Source organism: Serratia sp. GW822-FHT06E05, assembly GCF_058799445.1.
On the sequence record NZ_JBXALM010000002.1, the window covers coordinates 172543 to 188961 of the forward strand.

The following is a 16419-nucleotide window of genomic DNA, read 5'->3' on the forward strand; positions in this document are numbered from 1 at the left end:
GCGAACTTATTCGCCCCGCTGCGGCTTGAAAGGCGACGGGTAAAATTTAATTAAACGACAGCCCCGGCGACAAACTGGCCGGCAGCGTCAGGCTTTCGCTTTCCAATGACGCCATTGGCCAGGCGCAATAATCTGCCGCGTAATAGGCGCTCGGACGGTGGTTGCCGGACGCCCCGACACCGCCGAAAGGTGCCGCACTGGAAGCCCCGGTTAAAGGTTTGTTCCAGTTGACGATACCGGCACGCGCTTCCAGCAGCAGATGATCAAACTGCTCACGCTGCGGCGAGACCAGCCCAACCGACAGGCCATAACGCGTTTGGTTGGCGATACGCAGCGCCTCATCAAAGTCGTTATAGCGAATGATGGTGGTCAGCGGGCCGAAGTACTCGTCGTCCGGTACGTCACGCACCCCGGTCACGTCAATAATGCCTGGGCTGAGCAGCGCGCTGCCGCTTTCCAGACGCTGCATGGTCAGCAGAGCTTTGCCGCCCAGTGCCAACAGGTGATGTTGCGCCGCCAGCATTTTTTCCGCCGCCGCCGAAGAGATCACGCCGCCCATAAACGGCTGCGGTTCAGCGTCCCAACGCCCGACACGCAGCGCACTCGCCACCTGCACCAAACGCTCGATAAAAGCGTCGCCCTCACTGCCGCGTTTCACCAGAATGCGGCGCGAGCAGGTGCAGCGCTGGCCGGCGGAAATAAACGCCGACTGAATCGCCAGGTTAACCGTCGCATCGCGATCCTCGATCTGATCGATAATCAGCGCGTTGTTGCCGCCCATTTCCAGCGCCAGGATTTTTTCTGGCTGCCCGGCCAACTGGCGATGCAGGTGGTAACCGGTACCCGCGCTGCCAGTGAACAGCAGGCCGTCGATATCCGCACTGGCGGCCAGCGCCTCACCGGTTTCACGCCCGCCCTGCACCAGATTGAGAACCCCATCGGGCAGGCCGGCCTGTTGCCACAGTTTCAGGGTTTCTTCGGCAGTTTGCGGCGTCAGTTCACTCGGCTTGAACACCACGGTGTTGCCCGCCAGCAGCGCCGGCACGATGTGGCCATTCGGCAAATGTCCGGGGAAGTTATAAGGGCCGAACACCGCCAGTACGCCGTGCGGGCGGTGGCGCAGCACCGAAGCGCCGTCCGCCATCGCAGTCTGGCTTACGCCGGTACGCGCCTGATAGGCCTGCAATGAAATCGCCACTTTGCCGATCATCGCCTGCACTTCGGTCAGCGTCTCCCAACGCGGTTTACTGGTTTCACGGCTGATCACCGCCGCCAAAGAAGACTTGTGCTCTTCCAACAAAGCGGCAAAACGCTTCACCAACTGTTCGCGTTGTTCGAACGGAGTACGTGCCCAGGCCGGAAAAGCGGCGCGGGCAGCTTCACAGGCGGCAGCAACATCGCTGCCGTCGGCGGCGTTAGCCTGCCACAGCGGTTGGTTATCAACCGGATCGGTTTTGCTGAACGCAGCGCCATGGCCTTGCTGCCAGGCACCATTAATAAAGAGTGCAGGATGTGACATTACGCTTTCTCCTGTGCAATAAGGGGGATGACCCGCACCGGGCTGCCTTGTTCAACGCCCAGCGCCTCGGCGGTAGCAGCATTGAGATGCAGACGGTCGTCATACAGATCGGCATTGACCAGCAGTGCGCGGTAATTCTCATAATGATCGTTGGCCACCAAAAGAGCCGGCGCATCGGCGCGCATCGGGGTCTCATCCAGTACCACTTTCACCAGACGGCTTTGTTTGACCGCGCGGATCTGATCGATTTCCGCTTCCAGCGTTGGGCCACCGTCAAAAATATCGACGTAACCCTGATAACGCAGCCCTTCGGACTCCAGTACCCGACGTGCAGGTACGGTCTGCGGGTGCACTTCGCCTATTACTTTTTGCGCGTCTTCGGCCAGGAAATCGACATACAGCGGGTGTTTCGGCATCAGTTCGGCGATAAACGCTTTCTGGCCGGTGCCGCTCAGGTAGTCCGCCTTGGCGAACTCGATGGAAAAGAAATGGTTCCCGACGCTCTCCCAGAACGGCGAACGGCCCTCTTCATCAGAGAAACCGCGCATTTCGGCAATCAGCCGGGCGGAGAAACGCTCACGGAAAGCGGCGATAAACAGGAAACGCACCTTCGACAACAGCTTGCCGTTTTCGCCGTGACGATAGTCCGGATCGAGGAACAGCGTACACAGTTCGGAATGGCCGGTGTGATCGTTACTGAGGAACAGCGTCGGCACCGATTTATACACGTTCAACTGTTTGGACGCATGCACCTGCGTGCCGACGCGGAAGCTGTACCAGGGTTCAGTCAGCCCGACGGCCACTTCAATCGCGCAAACCCCTACCGCCTGCTGGCGTTCGCTGTCTTCCAGCACAAACAGATAACACTGGTCACCACGCGGAAGTTCGCCTTGCCAGGTTTTTAACGCCCGCTCAATGCGTGCCGACAAGGTATCTTCATCTTGTGGCAGGGAAGTGAGACCGATGCCGGACTTACCGGCTAGCGTCAGTAAGTCAGCCAAATCGCGACGCTCTATAGGGCGAATAATCATCATAATGCGAACCTCGTCTGAATCAGGCTGCGCCGGTAAGGGCGCAGCCTGTGTGTTAGCTGCAAATCCGCGCCACGGCTCGCGCGAATCGCGCCAGCCCCTCTTTCACATCCTGCTCAGGAATAACCAGTGAAGGGGTGAAACGCACCACGTCCGGACCGGCGATCAGGGCAATCACGCCCTCTTCGTTGGCCAACTGCGTGATCTGCTTCGCCTTGCCGGCGTAGTCCTTGGTCAACTGGCAGCCAATCAACAGGCCGCCGCCGCGGATTTCAGAGAAAATCGGATACTGCTGGTTAATCTTGTTCAGGCCGTCAAGGAACCACTGGTGGCGTTGCTTAACCCCTTCCAGCACTTCCGGCGTGTTGATGACTGAGAACACCGCGCCCGCCACCGCCGTCGCCAGCGGGTTACCGCCGTAGGTGGTGCCGTGGGTGCCGACGCTCAGGGTTTTGGCCAGTTCGTCAGTGGTCAGCATGGCGCCGATCGGGAAGCCGCAGCCCAGCGCTTTCGCAGTGGTCAGCACGTCAGGAACCACGCCGTACTGCATGTAGGCGTACAGGTCGCCGGTACGGCCCATGCCGGTTTGCACTTCGTCGAAAATCAGCAGCGCATCGTGGCGATCGCACAGCTCACGCAGGCCTTGCAGGAAAGCAGCATCGGCCGGCAACACGCCGCCTTCGCCCTGAATAGGCTCGACGATCACCGCGCAGGTGTTGTCGTTAATCACCTCGGCAGCGGCCGCCAGATCGTTAAATGGCGTGTGGGTGATGCCGCCCGGCAATGGCGCGAAGTCCTTGGAATACTTAGGCTGGCCACCGGCAGACACGGTAAACAGCGTGCGGCCGTGGAAGGCGTTGTTGAATGCCACAATCTGGTTCTTGCTGTGGTTGCCGTTATCCAGTGCGCGTTTACGCGCCAGTTTCAGCGCCGCTTCGTTGGCTTCTGCCCCGGAGTTACAGAAAAACACCTTCTCGGCAAAGGTGGCGTCAATCAGCAGCTTGGCCAACCGCAGCACCGGCTCGTTGGTATAGCCGTTACCCAGGTGCCAAAGTTTGCCCGCCTGCTCCACCAGCGCTGCGGTCACGACCGGGTGCGCATGGCCCAGCGCGTTAACCGCAATGCCGCCAGCAAAATCGATGTAAGACTTACCCTGCTGATCCCATACCTGCGAACCTTCTCCCCGTACCAGAATAAAATCAGCGGGGGCATAAACCGGGACCATCCAGTCGTCGAAAGACTGGCGGGTAACTGCGATTGGCTGTTCCATAATGACCTCATAACTTCAGCAAAGACTGAATTTTGACTGTAAGGGCCGCTCCAGCCTGGATGGTCCACAACAAAACATAAAAAACCGCGCCGTTCGATCCGTTTTTTAGCCGGTGATAACTCTGCCTTTCACCGCCTATTCAGAAACAAATCTGTTACATCATTCGCGTTTTTCGCTATTTATGCCGGGTATCAGGTCCTGTAACGGGGAATAAATGTTAACGAGCAGTTAAAATACATGCCGTTTGATAAAGAGTGTAGAGCAGCTATCGTGCCAAAATGGGATTTTTGGCGAAAAATGCGGTTTTTTTCGGTAAAACAACGGCTTATAATGCATACTTATTCAATAAATATGCATTGCTAATGAATAATTGGAAAAATAAGGCGAAAAATCATCATTGGCTGCGAAATCCTATTCAATGACAAAAAACTTCGATATTTCTGATCGCGCTCGCAAAAATAATTTGGCCTGATTTGCTCCCCATCACACTTTTGCCCCATTCAGGTGCAGAAAATGCACCGGATGCGGGCAAACCCGCGTCATTACAGGCTCTGCGTGCCCCTGTGTGGGCCAAAATCGGGCGTGAAGCTGGGCAACTGCCGCGTCAGATCTCATATTTGTTAACTTGCCGAACAAAATGTTGACAGTCTGCTGACGCGATAATAGGTTAATTTCAATGGAACACGTGTTCCATGATGAAAAAACACACACCACATCGACTGCACAGGATCGGGGTTATCATGGCTCAAGTCTGCTTGCGTAATAATAAAAGAATCACCGGGGTCGCACTGGCCGTGCTGCTGGGCCTGCCCCTTTCCGCCAGTGCCAACACCAGCATTACCTTCGCCAACTATTTGCCCAATGATTACATCAACAAAGTGATTAAAGACTTTGAGGCGGCGCATCCGGACATTCAGGTGCAGTCGATCAAATGCGGCTTCGCCGACTGTCATCAAAAGCTGACCACCGCGTTGGCCGTTGGCCAGGGCGCCGCCGATATCTTCAGCGTCAGCACCATCAAACTCGGCAGCTTCGCCAACTCCGGCGGCCTGAATAACCTGAGCGCCCCGCCGTTCAGCATTGATAGCCAGGGCTGGCAGTTCGATCCTTCGATGATCAGCCTGGCGAAGGGTAATGACGGCAATATCTATGGCGTGCCTTACGACACCGGGCCGGTGATCATGATCTACCGTAATGACATGGTGCAGAAAGCGGGTGTAAAGATTGAGGACATCACCCAAAGCTGGGACAGCTTTATCGCCTTCGGTGAGAAACTGAAAAAAGAGCAAGGCGCCTATCTGCTGCCGGCGGCCACCAGCCTGATCAATCCGCTGGTGGTAGGCATGAACAGTGAGCCGGGTAAGCCGGTATACACCAAAGACGGCAAGCCCAACCTGGATTCACCGCAAATCAAACAGCTGATGACGGTGATCAAAACGCTGTATGACAAAGGGCTGGCAGCCTCCCTGGACGGCTCCACCAACTCGCAGGAATACATCAAACTGTACCGGCAGGGGAAACTGTTCGCCGATATCGATGGCCCGTGGGACGAAGGCCGCATCGAGCAGGAACTGGATCCGGACGGTGCGAAAGCCGGTCTGTGGCGGGTGACGGGCGTGCCGGGCAATATCAAGGTCAACGCAGGCGGCACCACGCTGGTGATCCCCAAGCAAAGCAAGAATGCCCAGGCGGCCTGGCAGTTCATTCAATACTTTATGCAGCGTGACGTAGTGATCGACGCCGCGAAAACCGCCGGCACCTTGCCTGCGCGCCTCGACGTGTATAACGCGCCTTACTTCGATACGCCCAGCAGCATTCTCGGCGGTCAACACTCGATGCGCTATTACGCCAGCCTGGTGCCGGACCTGAAGCCCGTAGCTTCCTCACCGGAAGACAATATCGCCAACGAAATTCTCAACGAAGCGGCGAAGAAGATCCTGGTGCAGCATCAGGACATCGACAGCACTCTGCGCGATGCCAATAAGCTGCTGGAGCGGCGGATGCGCGCCCTGTAATCATCAGCCTACGGCGGCTTACCGGCCGCCTTTTTTCGTTTTCCGACGGTTCGGGGAGTCTATGCGTAAGCGATTTTTCAAAGGGCTGCTGCACGATCACCGCACCGCCTACCTGCTGCTGCTGCCTTTCATGCTGCTGTTTGCGGTGTTCAACGCCTTCCCGATCTTCTTCTCGGCGTTTCTCTCATTCCAATCCTGGAACCCGGTAAAAGGCCTGAGTTCGATGAAGTTTGTCGGGCTGGATAACTTTTACTATGCCTTCACCGATGACGCCTTCTGGGTGTCGCTGGTCAACACCATTAAAATCACGTTGGTGTCCGGCCTGTGCCAACATCTGTTCGCCATCACACTGGCTTATTCGCTGCTGCACATCATCGTGCGCGGCAGGCGTTTTTTGAAGGCGGCGATCTTCCTGCCCTACATCACCTCTTCCGTTGCCGTCAGCCTGATCGTCTTCAACCTGTTCTCGCCGGTCGGCATGGTCAACGAGCTGTTAAGCGGATTGGCCGCCAAGCTGCACCTGAGCGTGCTGGCCGCCGCGTTGCCGATCAACTTCTTTGACAGCGACTGGATCCGCTTCACCATCGCCAATCAGGTGACCTGGAAATTCACCGGTATCAATACGGTGATTTACATGACCGGTCTGGCCTCTATTTCGACGGACCTGTACGAAGCGATCGAACTGGACGGTGCTGGCCGCTGGCAAAAATTCCGCTATATCGCACTACCGCTGCTGGCGCCCTTTATCTTCTTCGCCACGCTGATGACGCTGATCGGCAACATGCAGCTGTTCAATGAACCCATGATCCTGACGCAGGGCACCGGCGGCGTCGACAACAGCGGCCTGACGGTATCGATGTACGTCTACAAGACCGGCTGGTCCTATCTGGATATGGGCACCGCGTCGGCCATCTCCTGGATCCTGTTCCTGCTGATTGCGCTGGTGAGCGCGCTGGTGTTTTGGGGTTTCGGCAACCGTGGAGGACTCAAAAATGATCGCTGAGGGCCGCCGTTTCGACACCGGCAAGCTGGTGATTTACCTGTTGGTATCGCTGTTCGCCTCGCTGTCGCTGTTCCCGTTCTATTGGTCGGCGTTGCTGGCGACGCAGGACACCCGCAGCATCATGGGCATGTCGCTGCGCTTCGGCAGCCACCTGCTGGAAAACTACCGGGGGCTGGAGCAACAGGTGCCTTTCACCCGCTCGCTGCTCAACACCCTGTATGTCACCGCCATGGCCACCCTGACCAGCGTGCTGGTTTCCGCGGCGGCGGGCTACGCCTTCAGCGTCTATCAGTTCAAGGGCAAAAAGGTGTTATTCACCACCCTCATGTTGACCATGATGGTGCCCAGCGTGGTCAATCTGGTGCCCTACTTCTTCGTGATTAAAAGCGTTGGCTTGCTCGATCAGTTTGCCGCCGTCTGGCTGCCCGCCGGGGTGAATATCTTCGGGATTTTCCTGGTGCGGCAATACGTCAGTTCCTCACTGCCCAGCGAAATACTCGACAGTGCACGCATGGACGGTCTGAATGAACTGCAGATATTTTTGCGTATCGGCCTGCCGCTGATGCGCCCGGCGCTGCTGACGGTAGCGATCGTGGTGGTGGTCGATACCTGGAACAACTTTATGTTGCCACTGGTGGCATTGCAGTCGCCGGACAAGCAAATTCTCCAACTGGTGCTGCGCAGCCTGAGCGGCGCTACCGCCACGCCGTGGAACCTGGTGATGACCGGCAGTTTCCTGGCGATCGTCCCACTGCTGATCGCCTTTATCTTCTCGTCCAAACAAATGATGGAAAGCCTCACCCGTGGGGCGGTCAAAGGGTAACCTTATGCAATTCATTGATATTTACATTGAAAACGACACTGCGGCGCGCCAGCAAATCACCCTGTTTACCGCTGCGGAAGGTTCACTGCCGGTAACGCTGCAAAATGCCAGCCTGCAACAGGCCGCCGTCGGCGTGCTTTATCCGCTGGGTGACGGCCGTTTTGCGCTCAATATCGGCCCTTCCCTGACTCCCGCGGCCCTACAGGATGCCGGTGCCGGTATCGCCGCCGGGCAAAAACACTTCGGGTTACAGCACCTGCGTCTGACACTGGATGAAGGCTCATCGGCCAGTACAGAAACCTGGCGCTGGCTGCTGTTCGGCCTGCGTCTGGGCGCTTATCGCTATCAGCATCATGCCAGCCCTACGCTGACCGACCCGACCCAGCCGTTAGCCAGCCATGATGCAACAACGCAGGCGCTGTGCGACTGGGCCAATCTGCATGCCGAGGGCGTGATCATCGGACGTGAGCTGATGAATAAGCCGGCCAATATTCTCTATCCGCAAAGCTTCGTGGCGGCCGTCGCGCAATTGCCCTTTACTCATGTGCGCCAGGAGGTGCTGGATGAAGAGCAGATGGCACAGCTTGGCTTCGGTGGCCTGCTGGGCGTTGGTCAAGGCAGCGCCCGCGCATCGCAATTACTGATCCTCGATCACCATCCCGCCAACGCACGCCATACTCTGGCGCTGGTGGGTAAAGGTGTCACCTTCGACAGCGGTGGCATCAGCATCAAAGGTGCGGCACGCATGAGCACCATGAAGTTCGACATGGGCGGTGCGGCTGCGGTGGTGGGCGCCATGCGTATCATCGACGCACTGCAACTGCCGATCCGCGTGATTGGCCTGTGCGGCCTGGTAGAAAACATGCCCTCCTCCCGCGCACAGCGCCCCGGCGACGTGGTAACCATGCACAACGGCAAGTCGGTGGAAATCATTTCAACCGACGCCGAAGGCCGCATGGTGCTGGCGGACGTCATCAGCTATGCCCAGCAGCGCTTCCAGCCCGACTTTTTACTCGATATCGCCACCCTGACCGGCGGCGCAGGCGTGGCGCTGGGCAAGGAGTATGCGGCCATGATGGGTAACGACGACGACTTTCTGGCGCAGGTCACCCAGGCGGGCAAGGCCAGCGCCGAGCCGGTGTGGCCAATGCCGCACGGCGGCTGGTATCGCGGGGTATTGAAGTCTGAATTTGCCGATTACCGTCACGGCGGTGAAGATCCGCACGGCAGCCCGTGCGTAGCGGCGACCTTTATCGGCGAGTTCGTGCAGCCGGGCCAGCGCTGGGCGCACCTGGATATTGCCGCCATGTCTACCGATATGCCGCACCGCAAGCTGTACGCCAACGGCGCGTCCTCATTCGGCGTGCTGCTGCTGGCGCGATTGAGCGCCCTGCTTGCCCAGACGGAGTGCGAATGATGGCTTACGTAGAACTGGTTGATATCAACAAACGCTATGACAACGGTTACCAGGCCGCCAGCGACGTGAATCTGCAGGTAGAGAAAGGTGAGTTTGTGGTGCTGCTCGGCCCGTCCGGCTGCGGCAAGTCCACCACGCTGCGGATGATAGCCGGGCTGGAAACCCTCTCCTCCGGCGAACTGTTGATCGACGGCGAACGCATGAACGAGGTGCTGCCCAAATACCGTGATATCGCCATGGTTTTCCAGAGCTATGCGCTGTACCCGCATATGACCGTCTATGAAAACATGGCGCTGTCTTTGAAAATCAAAGGAATGGCCAAAGCGGAGATTGCCACGCAGATTGCCGCCGTGGCCGAAATGCTGCACCTGACGGAATTCCTTAAGGTCAAACCCGGCCAGCTTTCCGGTGGTCAGCGTCAGCGCGTGGCGTTGGGCCGGGCGATTGTTCGGCGGCCCAAGGTATTTCTGTTTGACGAACCGCTCTCCAACCTCGATGCCAAACTGCGCAACCGCATGCGTCAGGAGTTGTCTGCACTGCATAAGGCGATCGGCGCGACCATCATTTACGTCACCCACGATCAGGTGGAAGCCATGACCATGGCGGACAAAGTGGTCATCATGAATCAGGGGAAAGTGCAGCAAATAGGTACGCCGCTGGATCTTTATCATCGCCCGGTTAATCGCTTTGTCGCCGAGTTTATCGGTTCGCCGCAGATGAACCTGTTTGACGTGCAGGTTCTGGTACAGGGCGAGCAGATCGTATTGCAGGGCGACTCTGGTTTGCTGCTGCCCTTGAGCGCCGCCGAATTCCCGGCGCTGGCAGCAAGAGGGGGCGACTGGCTGACGCTGGGCTGTCGTCCGGAAGCGTGCAGCATCAGCGCGCCACGGGCAGAACCCCACTTGAGTGGAACGCTGGTGTACAGTGAAAACCTGGGCGCTGAGAGCAACCTGTTCGTACAGGGTGACAACGGTGCGCAGTACATCGTCAAACAGCACGCCCAGCTGCAGTATGCCCAGGGCCAGCCGCTGGCCATTACGCTGGATATCACCGCCCTGCACTTTTTTGATCCGCATAGCGGTCAACGGGTAGCTCAAAGCGGGGAAACAGTGTTGCCGGCCGGCATTCTGTGAGACCATATCGCCGCTGCGTGCCCCTGCCGCAGCGCCCCGTTTTCCGTTGAGTAGCTGCCGTATGCCGATGAAAAAAGTCACCTCTCACGATGTCGCCCGCGTGGCCGGCGTTTCACGCACCGTGGTGTCACGCGCCTTTTCCAATCAGGGCCGGGTCTCGCAAAAGAACCGCGATCTGGTGATGCGCGTCGCCAGTCAGTTAGGCTATGCGCCAGACGCCATCGCCCAGAGCCTGCACAGCGGCAAAACCGGCTTTGTCGCGGTGGTAGTGAACCACTTTCACGATTTGTCTGACCTGGAGTTTTTCGATCGTCTGGTTGAACAACTGCAGAAGAGCAACCGGCAGGCGGTGATGATCCGCCTGGAAGGCATTGACGATCCGGCCAACTACCTGAAGCAAACCATCTCTTACCATGTCGATTCTGCCGTGGTGTTCGCCGACAACATCAGCGCGCGTGCAGCAAAAGATCTGTTTCGCATCGCTACGCCCATTATGCTCAACGGTTTGGCGGGCGACGCCCTGTGCGACGCTCTCAACGCCGATGAGTCACCCAGCCTGCAACAGCTGGCGGCACTGATGGCGCAAAAGGGTCAACGCCGCGTGGCGCTGCTCGGTGGCCGCAGCAGCGCCCACGGTGAACAGCTGCGTCAACAAACCTTTCTGGCTCATGCCGCACAGCAGCAGTTAGAGATTGTCGCGCAGCTGAGCGGCGACTACAGCTACCTGAGCGGCTTTAACCTCGCGCCGCAGCTGCTCGACGCGCTTCCGGCTCCGCAGGCCATTTTCTGCACCGCTGATTCCATGGCGATGGGGGTGATGGACTATATTCGTTTGCACACTTCGCTGCAGATCCCTCAGGACGTCGCGGTTTACGGCTTCGACGATATCCCGATGGCAGCCTGGCCGAGTTACCAACTCACGTCGGTACGCCGCGATATGGACGCAATGATCGCCGCCATCGTTCGGCTGGTCGAACTGCGCAGCGGCAGCCCCCAGGCTGCGCCGCAGCAGATCACCATTCCCACCGAATTGGTGGTTCGCGCGTCTTGCTAAACCGGTAGGGGTGAGCCTGTTCGGCCCAATTTAACGCATTGATGATGCTATTGGGCGCAGCATGCCGCGCCCCTTCCATAAACCACAGAGCAGCGGGTCAACGGGTGGTTATAATCTCCGCGTCGCGCAATTCCGGCGCCGCCATACCGCTCTGCCACAGCCAATACTGAATTGGGCCCGGGCAGTTAAGGCTGACGACCTTATGCTTTCCGTCCTTATCGATGGCGTGAATAGTCACCCCTTCGGTATAGCCATCTTTCAGGTAATTCAAATCCTCGATGGCCTCGTACACCGCCTGTTCCAGCGTCATGCCCATCTTCATATACAGCACCACTGCGCGGCTGGTGCCGCAGCGAATGGTCATTTCCCCGGTGTGGGTACAGGCACAGGCGCCATAGCGGCTGTCGGCATAGGAGCCGCTGCCGATGATCGGGCTGTCCCCCAGCCGCCCCGGGTATTTCCACGCCCAGCCTGACGTTGACGTCGCCGCGCTGAGCGTGCGCCCACCATCCATGGCTAAAAATACCGTGGTGTCGCGCACCCGTTCTGGATCGGTGGCATTATTGGACAGCCCTGCCAGTGGGATATTCGGCCAGTTGCGAAGCTGTTCGGCGTCCATCGCCTGCTCCAGTTTTTCCCACCAGACACGCTTGGAGTCGGCAATCAGGTTGTCACCCGCCAATGCGCCGATCTCAGCGGCGAAACGTGCCGCTCCGGCGCCCACCAGGATTTCATGGTTAAGATCTTCCATTACCCGATAAGCGACTTCCACCGGATGCAGATAGCCTTGCAACGCTCCCACCGCACCGGTGCGCAAGCTGTCGCCGTCCATCACCGAAGCATCCAGCTCCATCTCACCCAGCACGTTGGGCCAGCCGCCGAAACCCACCGTACGTACGCTCGGATCCAGCTCCACCAGCTTGATACCCTCAACGATGGCACGCAGGCCATTCTGCCCCTGTCGTAACCGTTCGGCAGACAGACCGATACCCGGATGTCCTTCAGAGTTTGCAATCACAATCATAGGGTTATGTTTCCCGCACGGCGTTCAGCGCTAAAAGAAAGGCACCGGTGATGACCGGTCATTCGCATCAATGGAACACGTGTTCCATGGTGATTAAAAAATATCGCTGCCCACCTGAAAAGTCAAACCGAAGCGGTGAAAAGCGTGGCGTAACGCGTCTTTTCCAACAGGGCACACACCACTAAGCCCACAGGCACATTGTTCTACTACACTGTGATCTCACCAGAAGATTTCATCCCCCTGTGCCAGAGGAATCAAGATGTCCAAGAAAACTGTTGATCTCACCCAGCCTGCAGCACAGCACGATATCCGTACCTTTCTTGATGCGCTGAACTCCAGTGACGCCAAACCCCTGGAGCAGTTGAAGCCGAAAGAAGCGCGTAAGGTGATGGAGGGCCTGCAAAGCGGTACCGAAGTCCCTCTGCGTGAAGTCGAAATCAGCGAAAAAACCATTCACGTCGATGGCCAGGATATCCTGTTGCACATCGTGCGGCCGGCCAAAGTAAAGGAGAAGCTGCCGGTATTCATGTTCTTCCACGGCGGCGGCTGGGTGTTGGGGGACTTCCCGACCCACGAACGGCTGGTGCGCGATCTGGTCCACAGCTCCGGCGCAGCGGCGGTGTTCGTTAACTACACCCGATCGCCGGAAGCCCCTTACCCTGTCGCCATCAATCAGGCCTACGCGGCGACCGAATGGGTGGCCGAGTACGGCGAGAAAATCAACGTTGACGGTTCACGTCTGGCGGTCGTCGGCAACAGCGCCGGCGGCAATATCGCGGCGGTGGTCAGCCTGATGGCGAAAGATAAAGGCACGCCTGCCCTGCGCAGCCAGATCCTGCTGTGGCCAGTGACCCATGCCAATTTCGATACCGAGTCTTACCACCAGTTCGGCGAAGGTTATTTCCTCACCCGCAATATGATGAAATGGTTCTGGGACCACTACACCACCGATAAAGCCCAGCGCAAAGAGATCTACGCCTCGCCGCTTAACGCCACGCTGGAACAGTTGAAAGGCCTGCCACCGGCGCTGGTGCAAACCGCCGAGCTGGACGTGCTGCGTGACGAAGGCGAAGCCTACGCCCGCCTGCTCAACGCCGCCGGAGTCGAAGTCACCTCCACCCGTTATAACGGGCTGATCCACGACTATGGCTTGCTCAACGCGATCGCAGAAGTCCCGGCGGTGCACTCGGCCATCCATCAGGCCGGGCGCGCGCTAAAACATTATCTGGCCTAAGCTCAGCCGACATAATGGCAGGCCACCCGATGTCCTGCCGCTACCTGCCGCAATGCCGGGGCCTGTTCCCGGCATTGCGCAGTGGCCTGCGGACAGCGAGTGTGAAAGCGACAGCCCTGCGGCGGTTGGGCAGGGTCAGGTAATTCTCCCCGGGCCATCGCCTGCGGCTGACGGTGCGGATCCAAACTGGGTACCGCGGCCAACAGTGCCTGAGTGTAAGGGTGCAGCGGCCGACGAAACAGCGCATCGCGATCGGCGCTTTCGACAATCTGCCCGAGGTACATTACCGCTATGTCCTGACACAGATGCTCCACCACCCCAAGATCGTGCGAAATAAACAGGAAAGTCACCCCCTGCTGTTCCTGAAGATCGGAAAACAGGTTGATGATCTGCGCCTGAATAGAGACGTCCAGCGCCGAAATCGGTTCGTCGGCGACGATAAACTCCGGCTGCAGGATCAGCGCGCGGGCTACACCGATGCGCTGGCGCTGGCCGCCGGAAAACTCGTGCGGGAAGCGCCCGTAATGCTGTGCCGACAACCCGCAGATTTCCAGCGTGTCTATCACCCGGTCTCGCAGCTCGCTCTTTTGCGCCAAACCGTGCTGCAACAGCGCTTCGCCAATCGCATCGCCTACCCGCATTCTCGGATTCAGAGAGCTGTACGGGTCTTGAAACACCAGTTGCATCTTCGGGCGCATCGCGCGCCGCTCGCGGGCGCTGAGCGCATCTAACGCCTGTCCTTTGAACAGTACCTCACCGGCGGTCTTTTCATGCAGCCCCAGCAGGGTTCGGCCTACGGTGGTTTTACCGCTGCCAGACTCCCCCACCAGGCCAAAAACCGTTCCCCGGCGAATGCTGAAGCTGACATTATCCACCGCCCGCAGTTGCCCGGTGGTCTGACCGAATAGTCCTTCACGCAGCGGGAAATATTTCTTCAGCCCTTTTACCTCCACCAAGGGTTCAGCCAACATGAATACGCCCCCCGGCATTCAGGAAACAGGCGGATTGCCGCCGCCGATCGCCATACAATGGCGGAATACCGTCACGGCAGCGGGCGCTCGCTTTGTCACAGCGTTCGGCAAAGGCGCAGTAGTCCGGCAAACTGGCCAGATCGGGCACCTGACCGGGGATCGAATACAACCGCCGCCGCCGCTGCCCCGCCACCGGCCGCGAGGCCATCAATCCCTGAGTGTAAGGGTGCTGCGGGTTGGTCAGCACTTCATGCGTGGCCCCCTGCTCGACAATACGCCCGGCGTACATCACCACCAGCCGATCCGCCATCTGGGCAATCACCCCGAGATCGTGAGTAATCAGCATCATCGCCATATTGTGCTTACGCGCCTGCTCGCGCAGCAGCGCCAGAATTTGCGCCTGCACGGTGACATCCAACGCGGTAGTGGGTTCGTCGGCAATCAGCAACGCCGGCCGGCAACTGATGGCCATGGCGATCATGATGCGCTGCAGCATGCCACCGGAAAGCTGGTGCGGATAGCTGGTCATCAGCTGTTCGGCGCGTGCCAGTCCGACCTCGGTAATCAGCGCCGTGGCCTCCCGCCAGGCCGCTTTTGGCGCAGTCCCCCGATGGCGGATTAACGGCTCAACCAACTGCTCACCGATGGTCAGCACCGGGTTCAGCGCGCTCATCGGCTCCTGAAAGATCATCGCCAAACGGTTACCGCGTAAATCGGCCATCTGTTGCGGGCGTAGTTTCAGCAAGTCCTGGCCGTCGAAATGGATTTCACCACCGTCGATTTGCGCCAGCGGTTGCGGCAGCAGCCCCATCAGCGCCATCGCGGTCACGCTTTTACCGCAGCCGGACTCACCGACGACCCCCAGCGTTTGTCCGGCGTAAAGGTCAAAACTCACCTGTTGTACCGCCCGCACCCGCCCTTGTTCGCCCTGGAAGGCTACCGACAGTTGATTAAAGGCCACCAGCGGTTGGCTCATCGTATTACCCCGTTCATTTTTGGATCAAGCGCGTCTCGCAGGCCGTCGCCGAGAATATTAATCGCCACCACGGTGATGAAAATCGCCAACCCCGGCGGCATCCACAGCCAAGGGCGGCGTTGAAAATCGATCAGGCTGTTGGCGGCGTCCATCATGTTGCCCCACGACGGCATTGGCGGCACTACGCCCAACCCCAGATAGCTCAGGGCCGATTCACTGAGAATGGCATTAGCGACGCCCATGGTGGCCACCACCACCAGGATCGGAATGGTATTGGGCAGCAGGTGGCCGAAGATACGCCGCCGGGTGGATAACCCCAGCACCTCAGTGGCCAGCATGAAGTCACGCTCGCGCAACGACAAAATTTGCCCACGCACCAGCCGCGCCAGCGACGGCCAACCCAGCAGGCTGAGCATGATCATCACCATGTAAATACGGTAGTCCGGCGAAACGTCCAGCTCCGACAGCATCGCTCCCATGATGATCAGCAGCGGCAGGCTGGGAATGGTCATCAACAGATCGGCAAAGCGCATAATCAGCTTATCCACCACGCCGCCAAGATAGCCGGACAGCGCCCCCAGCAGGTAGCCGAGCGTGACCGATAACAGCATCGACACCAGGCCAATGGTCAGCGAAATACGCCCCGCCAGCAGCAGGCGGGTATAAATATCGCGACCGAGAAAATCGGTGCCCAGCCAGTGTTGCGCGCCGGGTGCCTGATTGATACTCAACGCATCGCCGGCATCGTCCTGCCAGGGCGACAGCATCGGGCCGAACAGGCACAGCACCGCCATCAATACCAACAGCAGCAGTGAAATCATCGCCAGGCGGTGACGCCGCAGCCGCTGCCAAGCCTGGGCGGTCGGCGGTGGCGATAGCTGCGCCAGCGCCGGGAGTTGCGCTTGCCGCCAACGGCGACGACGTCCGAAAAACAAGGATGCCAACATAG

The 16419-nt window shown here is 58.7% G+C and carries 14 protein-coding genes; 7 read left to right on the forward strand and 7 right to left on the reverse strand.

Translation table 11 applies throughout. The features are described from left to right. Positions 1 to 46: 46 nt before the first annotated feature. The 3 genes from astD to AC1RKC_RS08460 are packed head-to-tail and all read right to left on the reverse strand — an operon-like array spanning position 47 to position 3820. Positions 47 to 1519, reverse strand: a complete 1473-nt coding sequence (gene astD / locus AC1RKC_RS08450; RefSeq protein WP_400825848.1) for a succinylglutamate-semialdehyde dehydrogenase — start codon at positions 1517 to 1519, stop codon at positions 47 to 49. Next, positions 1519 to 2553, reverse strand: a complete 1035-nt coding sequence (astA, locus tag AC1RKC_RS08455) for an arginine N-succinyltransferase (protein ID WP_020827406.1) — start codon at positions 2551 to 2553, stop codon at positions 1519 to 1521. The genes astD and astA overlap by 1 nt, the downstream gene beginning before the upstream one ends. 52 nt (positions 2554 to 2605) lie before the next feature. Continuing rightward, on the reverse strand, positions 2606 to 3820 hold the full coding sequence (locus tag AC1RKC_RS08460) for an aspartate aminotransferase family protein (RefSeq protein WP_128864731.1): 1215 nt from the start codon (positions 3818 to 3820) through the stop codon (positions 2606 to 2608). Positions 3821 to 4560: 740 nt separating this feature from the next. Here AC1RKC_RS08460 and AC1RKC_RS08465 point away from each other — a divergent pair. From AC1RKC_RS08465 to AC1RKC_RS08490, 6 genes are all read left to right on the forward strand, one after another. After that, positions 4561 to 5835, forward strand: a complete 1275-nt coding sequence (locus tag AC1RKC_RS08465) for an ABC transporter substrate-binding protein (RefSeq protein WP_020827408.1) — start codon at positions 4561 to 4563, stop codon at positions 5833 to 5835. Positions 5836 to 5896: 61 nt separating this feature from the next. Beyond that, positions 5897 to 6838 (forward strand): carbohydrate ABC transporter permease, encoded by a 942-nt coding sequence (locus AC1RKC_RS08470; protein WP_493092361.1) that lies wholly within the window; start codon positions 5897 to 5899, stop codon positions 6836 to 6838. Continuing rightward, on the forward strand, positions 6828 to 7661 hold the full coding sequence (locus tag AC1RKC_RS08475; RefSeq protein ID WP_020827410.1) for a carbohydrate ABC transporter permease: 834 nt from the start codon (positions 6828 to 6830) through the stop codon (positions 7659 to 7661). The genes AC1RKC_RS08470 and AC1RKC_RS08475 overlap by 11 nt, the downstream gene beginning before the upstream one ends. 4 nt (positions 7662 to 7665) lie before the next feature. Next, positions 7666 to 9078 carry a leucyl aminopeptidase family protein gene (locus tag AC1RKC_RS08480; RefSeq protein WP_493092360.1) on the forward strand — a complete coding sequence of 471 codons (1413 nt, stop codon included), beginning with the start codon at positions 7666 to 7668 and terminating at the stop codon, positions 9076 to 9078. Further along, positions 9078 to 10211, forward strand: a complete 1134-nt coding sequence (locus AC1RKC_RS08485) for an ABC transporter ATP-binding protein (RefSeq protein ID WP_041415470.1) — start codon at positions 9078 to 9080, stop codon at positions 10209 to 10211. The genes AC1RKC_RS08480 and AC1RKC_RS08485 overlap by 1 nt, the downstream gene beginning before the upstream one ends. A 61-nt stretch (positions 10212 to 10272) precedes the next feature. Further along, on the forward strand, positions 10273 to 11265 hold the full coding sequence (locus tag AC1RKC_RS08490; protein WP_020827413.1) for a LacI family DNA-binding transcriptional regulator: 993 nt from the start codon (positions 10273 to 10275) through the stop codon (positions 11263 to 11265). A 97-nt stretch (positions 11266 to 11362) separates the two neighbouring features. Here the strand turns inward: AC1RKC_RS08490 and AC1RKC_RS08495 are convergent, their stop codons facing one another. Further along, on the reverse strand, positions 11363 to 12289 hold the full coding sequence (locus AC1RKC_RS08495) for a glycosylasparaginase (RefSeq protein ID WP_129982710.1): 927 nt from the start codon (positions 12287 to 12289) through the stop codon (positions 11363 to 11365). 259 nt (positions 12290 to 12548) lie between these two features. On the opposite strand from AC1RKC_RS08495, the gene AC1RKC_RS08500 reads away from it, so the two are divergent. Then, the gene (locus AC1RKC_RS08500; RefSeq protein ID WP_048760173.1) at positions 12549 to 13523 is read left to right on the forward strand and encodes an alpha/beta hydrolase; all 975 of its coding nucleotides are present in this window, start codon (positions 12549 to 12551) and stop codon (positions 13521 to 13523) included. A 2-nt stretch (positions 13524 to 13525) separates the two neighbouring features. On the opposite strand, the gene AC1RKC_RS08505 is transcribed toward AC1RKC_RS08500, so the two are convergent. The 3 genes from AC1RKC_RS08505 to opp4C are packed head-to-tail and all read right to left on the reverse strand — an operon-like array spanning position 13526 to position 16417. Next, positions 13526 to 14494, reverse strand: a complete 969-nt coding sequence (locus tag AC1RKC_RS08505) for an ABC transporter ATP-binding protein (protein WP_493092359.1) — start codon at positions 14492 to 14494, stop codon at positions 13526 to 13528. Beyond that, on the reverse strand, positions 14484 to 15470 hold the full coding sequence (locus AC1RKC_RS08510; protein ID WP_130016301.1) for an ABC transporter ATP-binding protein: 987 nt from the start codon (positions 15468 to 15470) through the stop codon (positions 14484 to 14486). The genes AC1RKC_RS08505 and AC1RKC_RS08510 overlap by 11 nt, the downstream gene beginning before the upstream one ends. Further along, positions 15467 to 16417, reverse strand: a complete 951-nt coding sequence (gene opp4C, locus AC1RKC_RS08515) for an oligopeptide ABC transporter permease (RefSeq protein ID WP_493092358.1) — start codon at positions 16415 to 16417, stop codon at positions 15467 to 15469. The genes AC1RKC_RS08510 and opp4C overlap by 4 nt, the downstream gene beginning before the upstream one ends. Positions 16418 to 16419: the final 2 nt, after the last annotated feature.

Coding starts and splice junctions, on each gene's coding strand:
- AC1RKC_RS08485 (WP_041415470.1), top strand. CDS start 9,078: ATGGCTTACGTAGAACTGGTTGATATCAACAAACGCTATGACAACGGT.
- AC1RKC_RS08495 (WP_129982710.1), bottom strand. CDS start 12,289: ATGATTGTGATTGCAAACTCTGAAGGACATCCGGGTATCGGTCTGTCT.
- astA (WP_020827406.1), bottom strand. CDS start 2,553: ATGATGATTATTCGCCCTATAGAGCGTCGCGATTTGGCTGACTTACTG.
- AC1RKC_RS08500 (WP_048760173.1), top strand. CDS start 12,549: ATGTCCAAGAAAACTGTTGATCTCACCCAGCCTGCAGCACAGCACGAT.
- AC1RKC_RS08510 (WP_130016301.1), bottom strand. CDS start 15,470: ATGAGCCAACCGCTGGTGGCCTTTAATCAACTGTCGGTAGCCTTCCAG.
- AC1RKC_RS08490 (WP_020827413.1), top strand. CDS start 10,273: ATGCCGATGAAAAAAGTCACCTCTCACGATGTCGCCCGCGTGGCCGGC.
- opp4C (WP_493092358.1), bottom strand. CDS start 16,417: ATGTTGGCATCCTTGTTTTTCGGACGTCGTCGCCGTTGGCGGCAAGCG.
- AC1RKC_RS08480 (WP_493092360.1), top strand. CDS start 7,666: ATGCAATTCATTGATATTTACATTGAAAACGACACTGCGGCGCGCCAG.
- astD (WP_400825848.1), bottom strand. CDS start 1,519: ATGTCACATCCTGCACTCTTTATTAATGGTGCCTGGCAGCAAGGCCAT.
- AC1RKC_RS08470 (WP_493092361.1), top strand. CDS start 5,897: ATGCGTAAGCGATTTTTCAAAGGGCTGCTGCACGATCACCGCACCGCC.
- AC1RKC_RS08505 (WP_493092359.1), bottom strand. CDS start 14,494: ATGTTGGCTGAACCCTTGGTGGAGGTAAAAGGGCTGAAGAAATATTTC.
- AC1RKC_RS08465 (WP_020827408.1), top strand. CDS start 4,561: ATGGCTCAAGTCTGCTTGCGTAATAATAAAAGAATCACCGGGGTCGCA.
- AC1RKC_RS08475 (WP_020827410.1), top strand. CDS start 6,828: ATGATCGCTGAGGGCCGCCGTTTCGACACCGGCAAGCTGGTGATTTAC.
- AC1RKC_RS08460 (WP_128864731.1), bottom strand. CDS start 3,820: ATGGAACAGCCAATCGCAGTTACCCGCCAGTCTTTCGACGACTGGATG.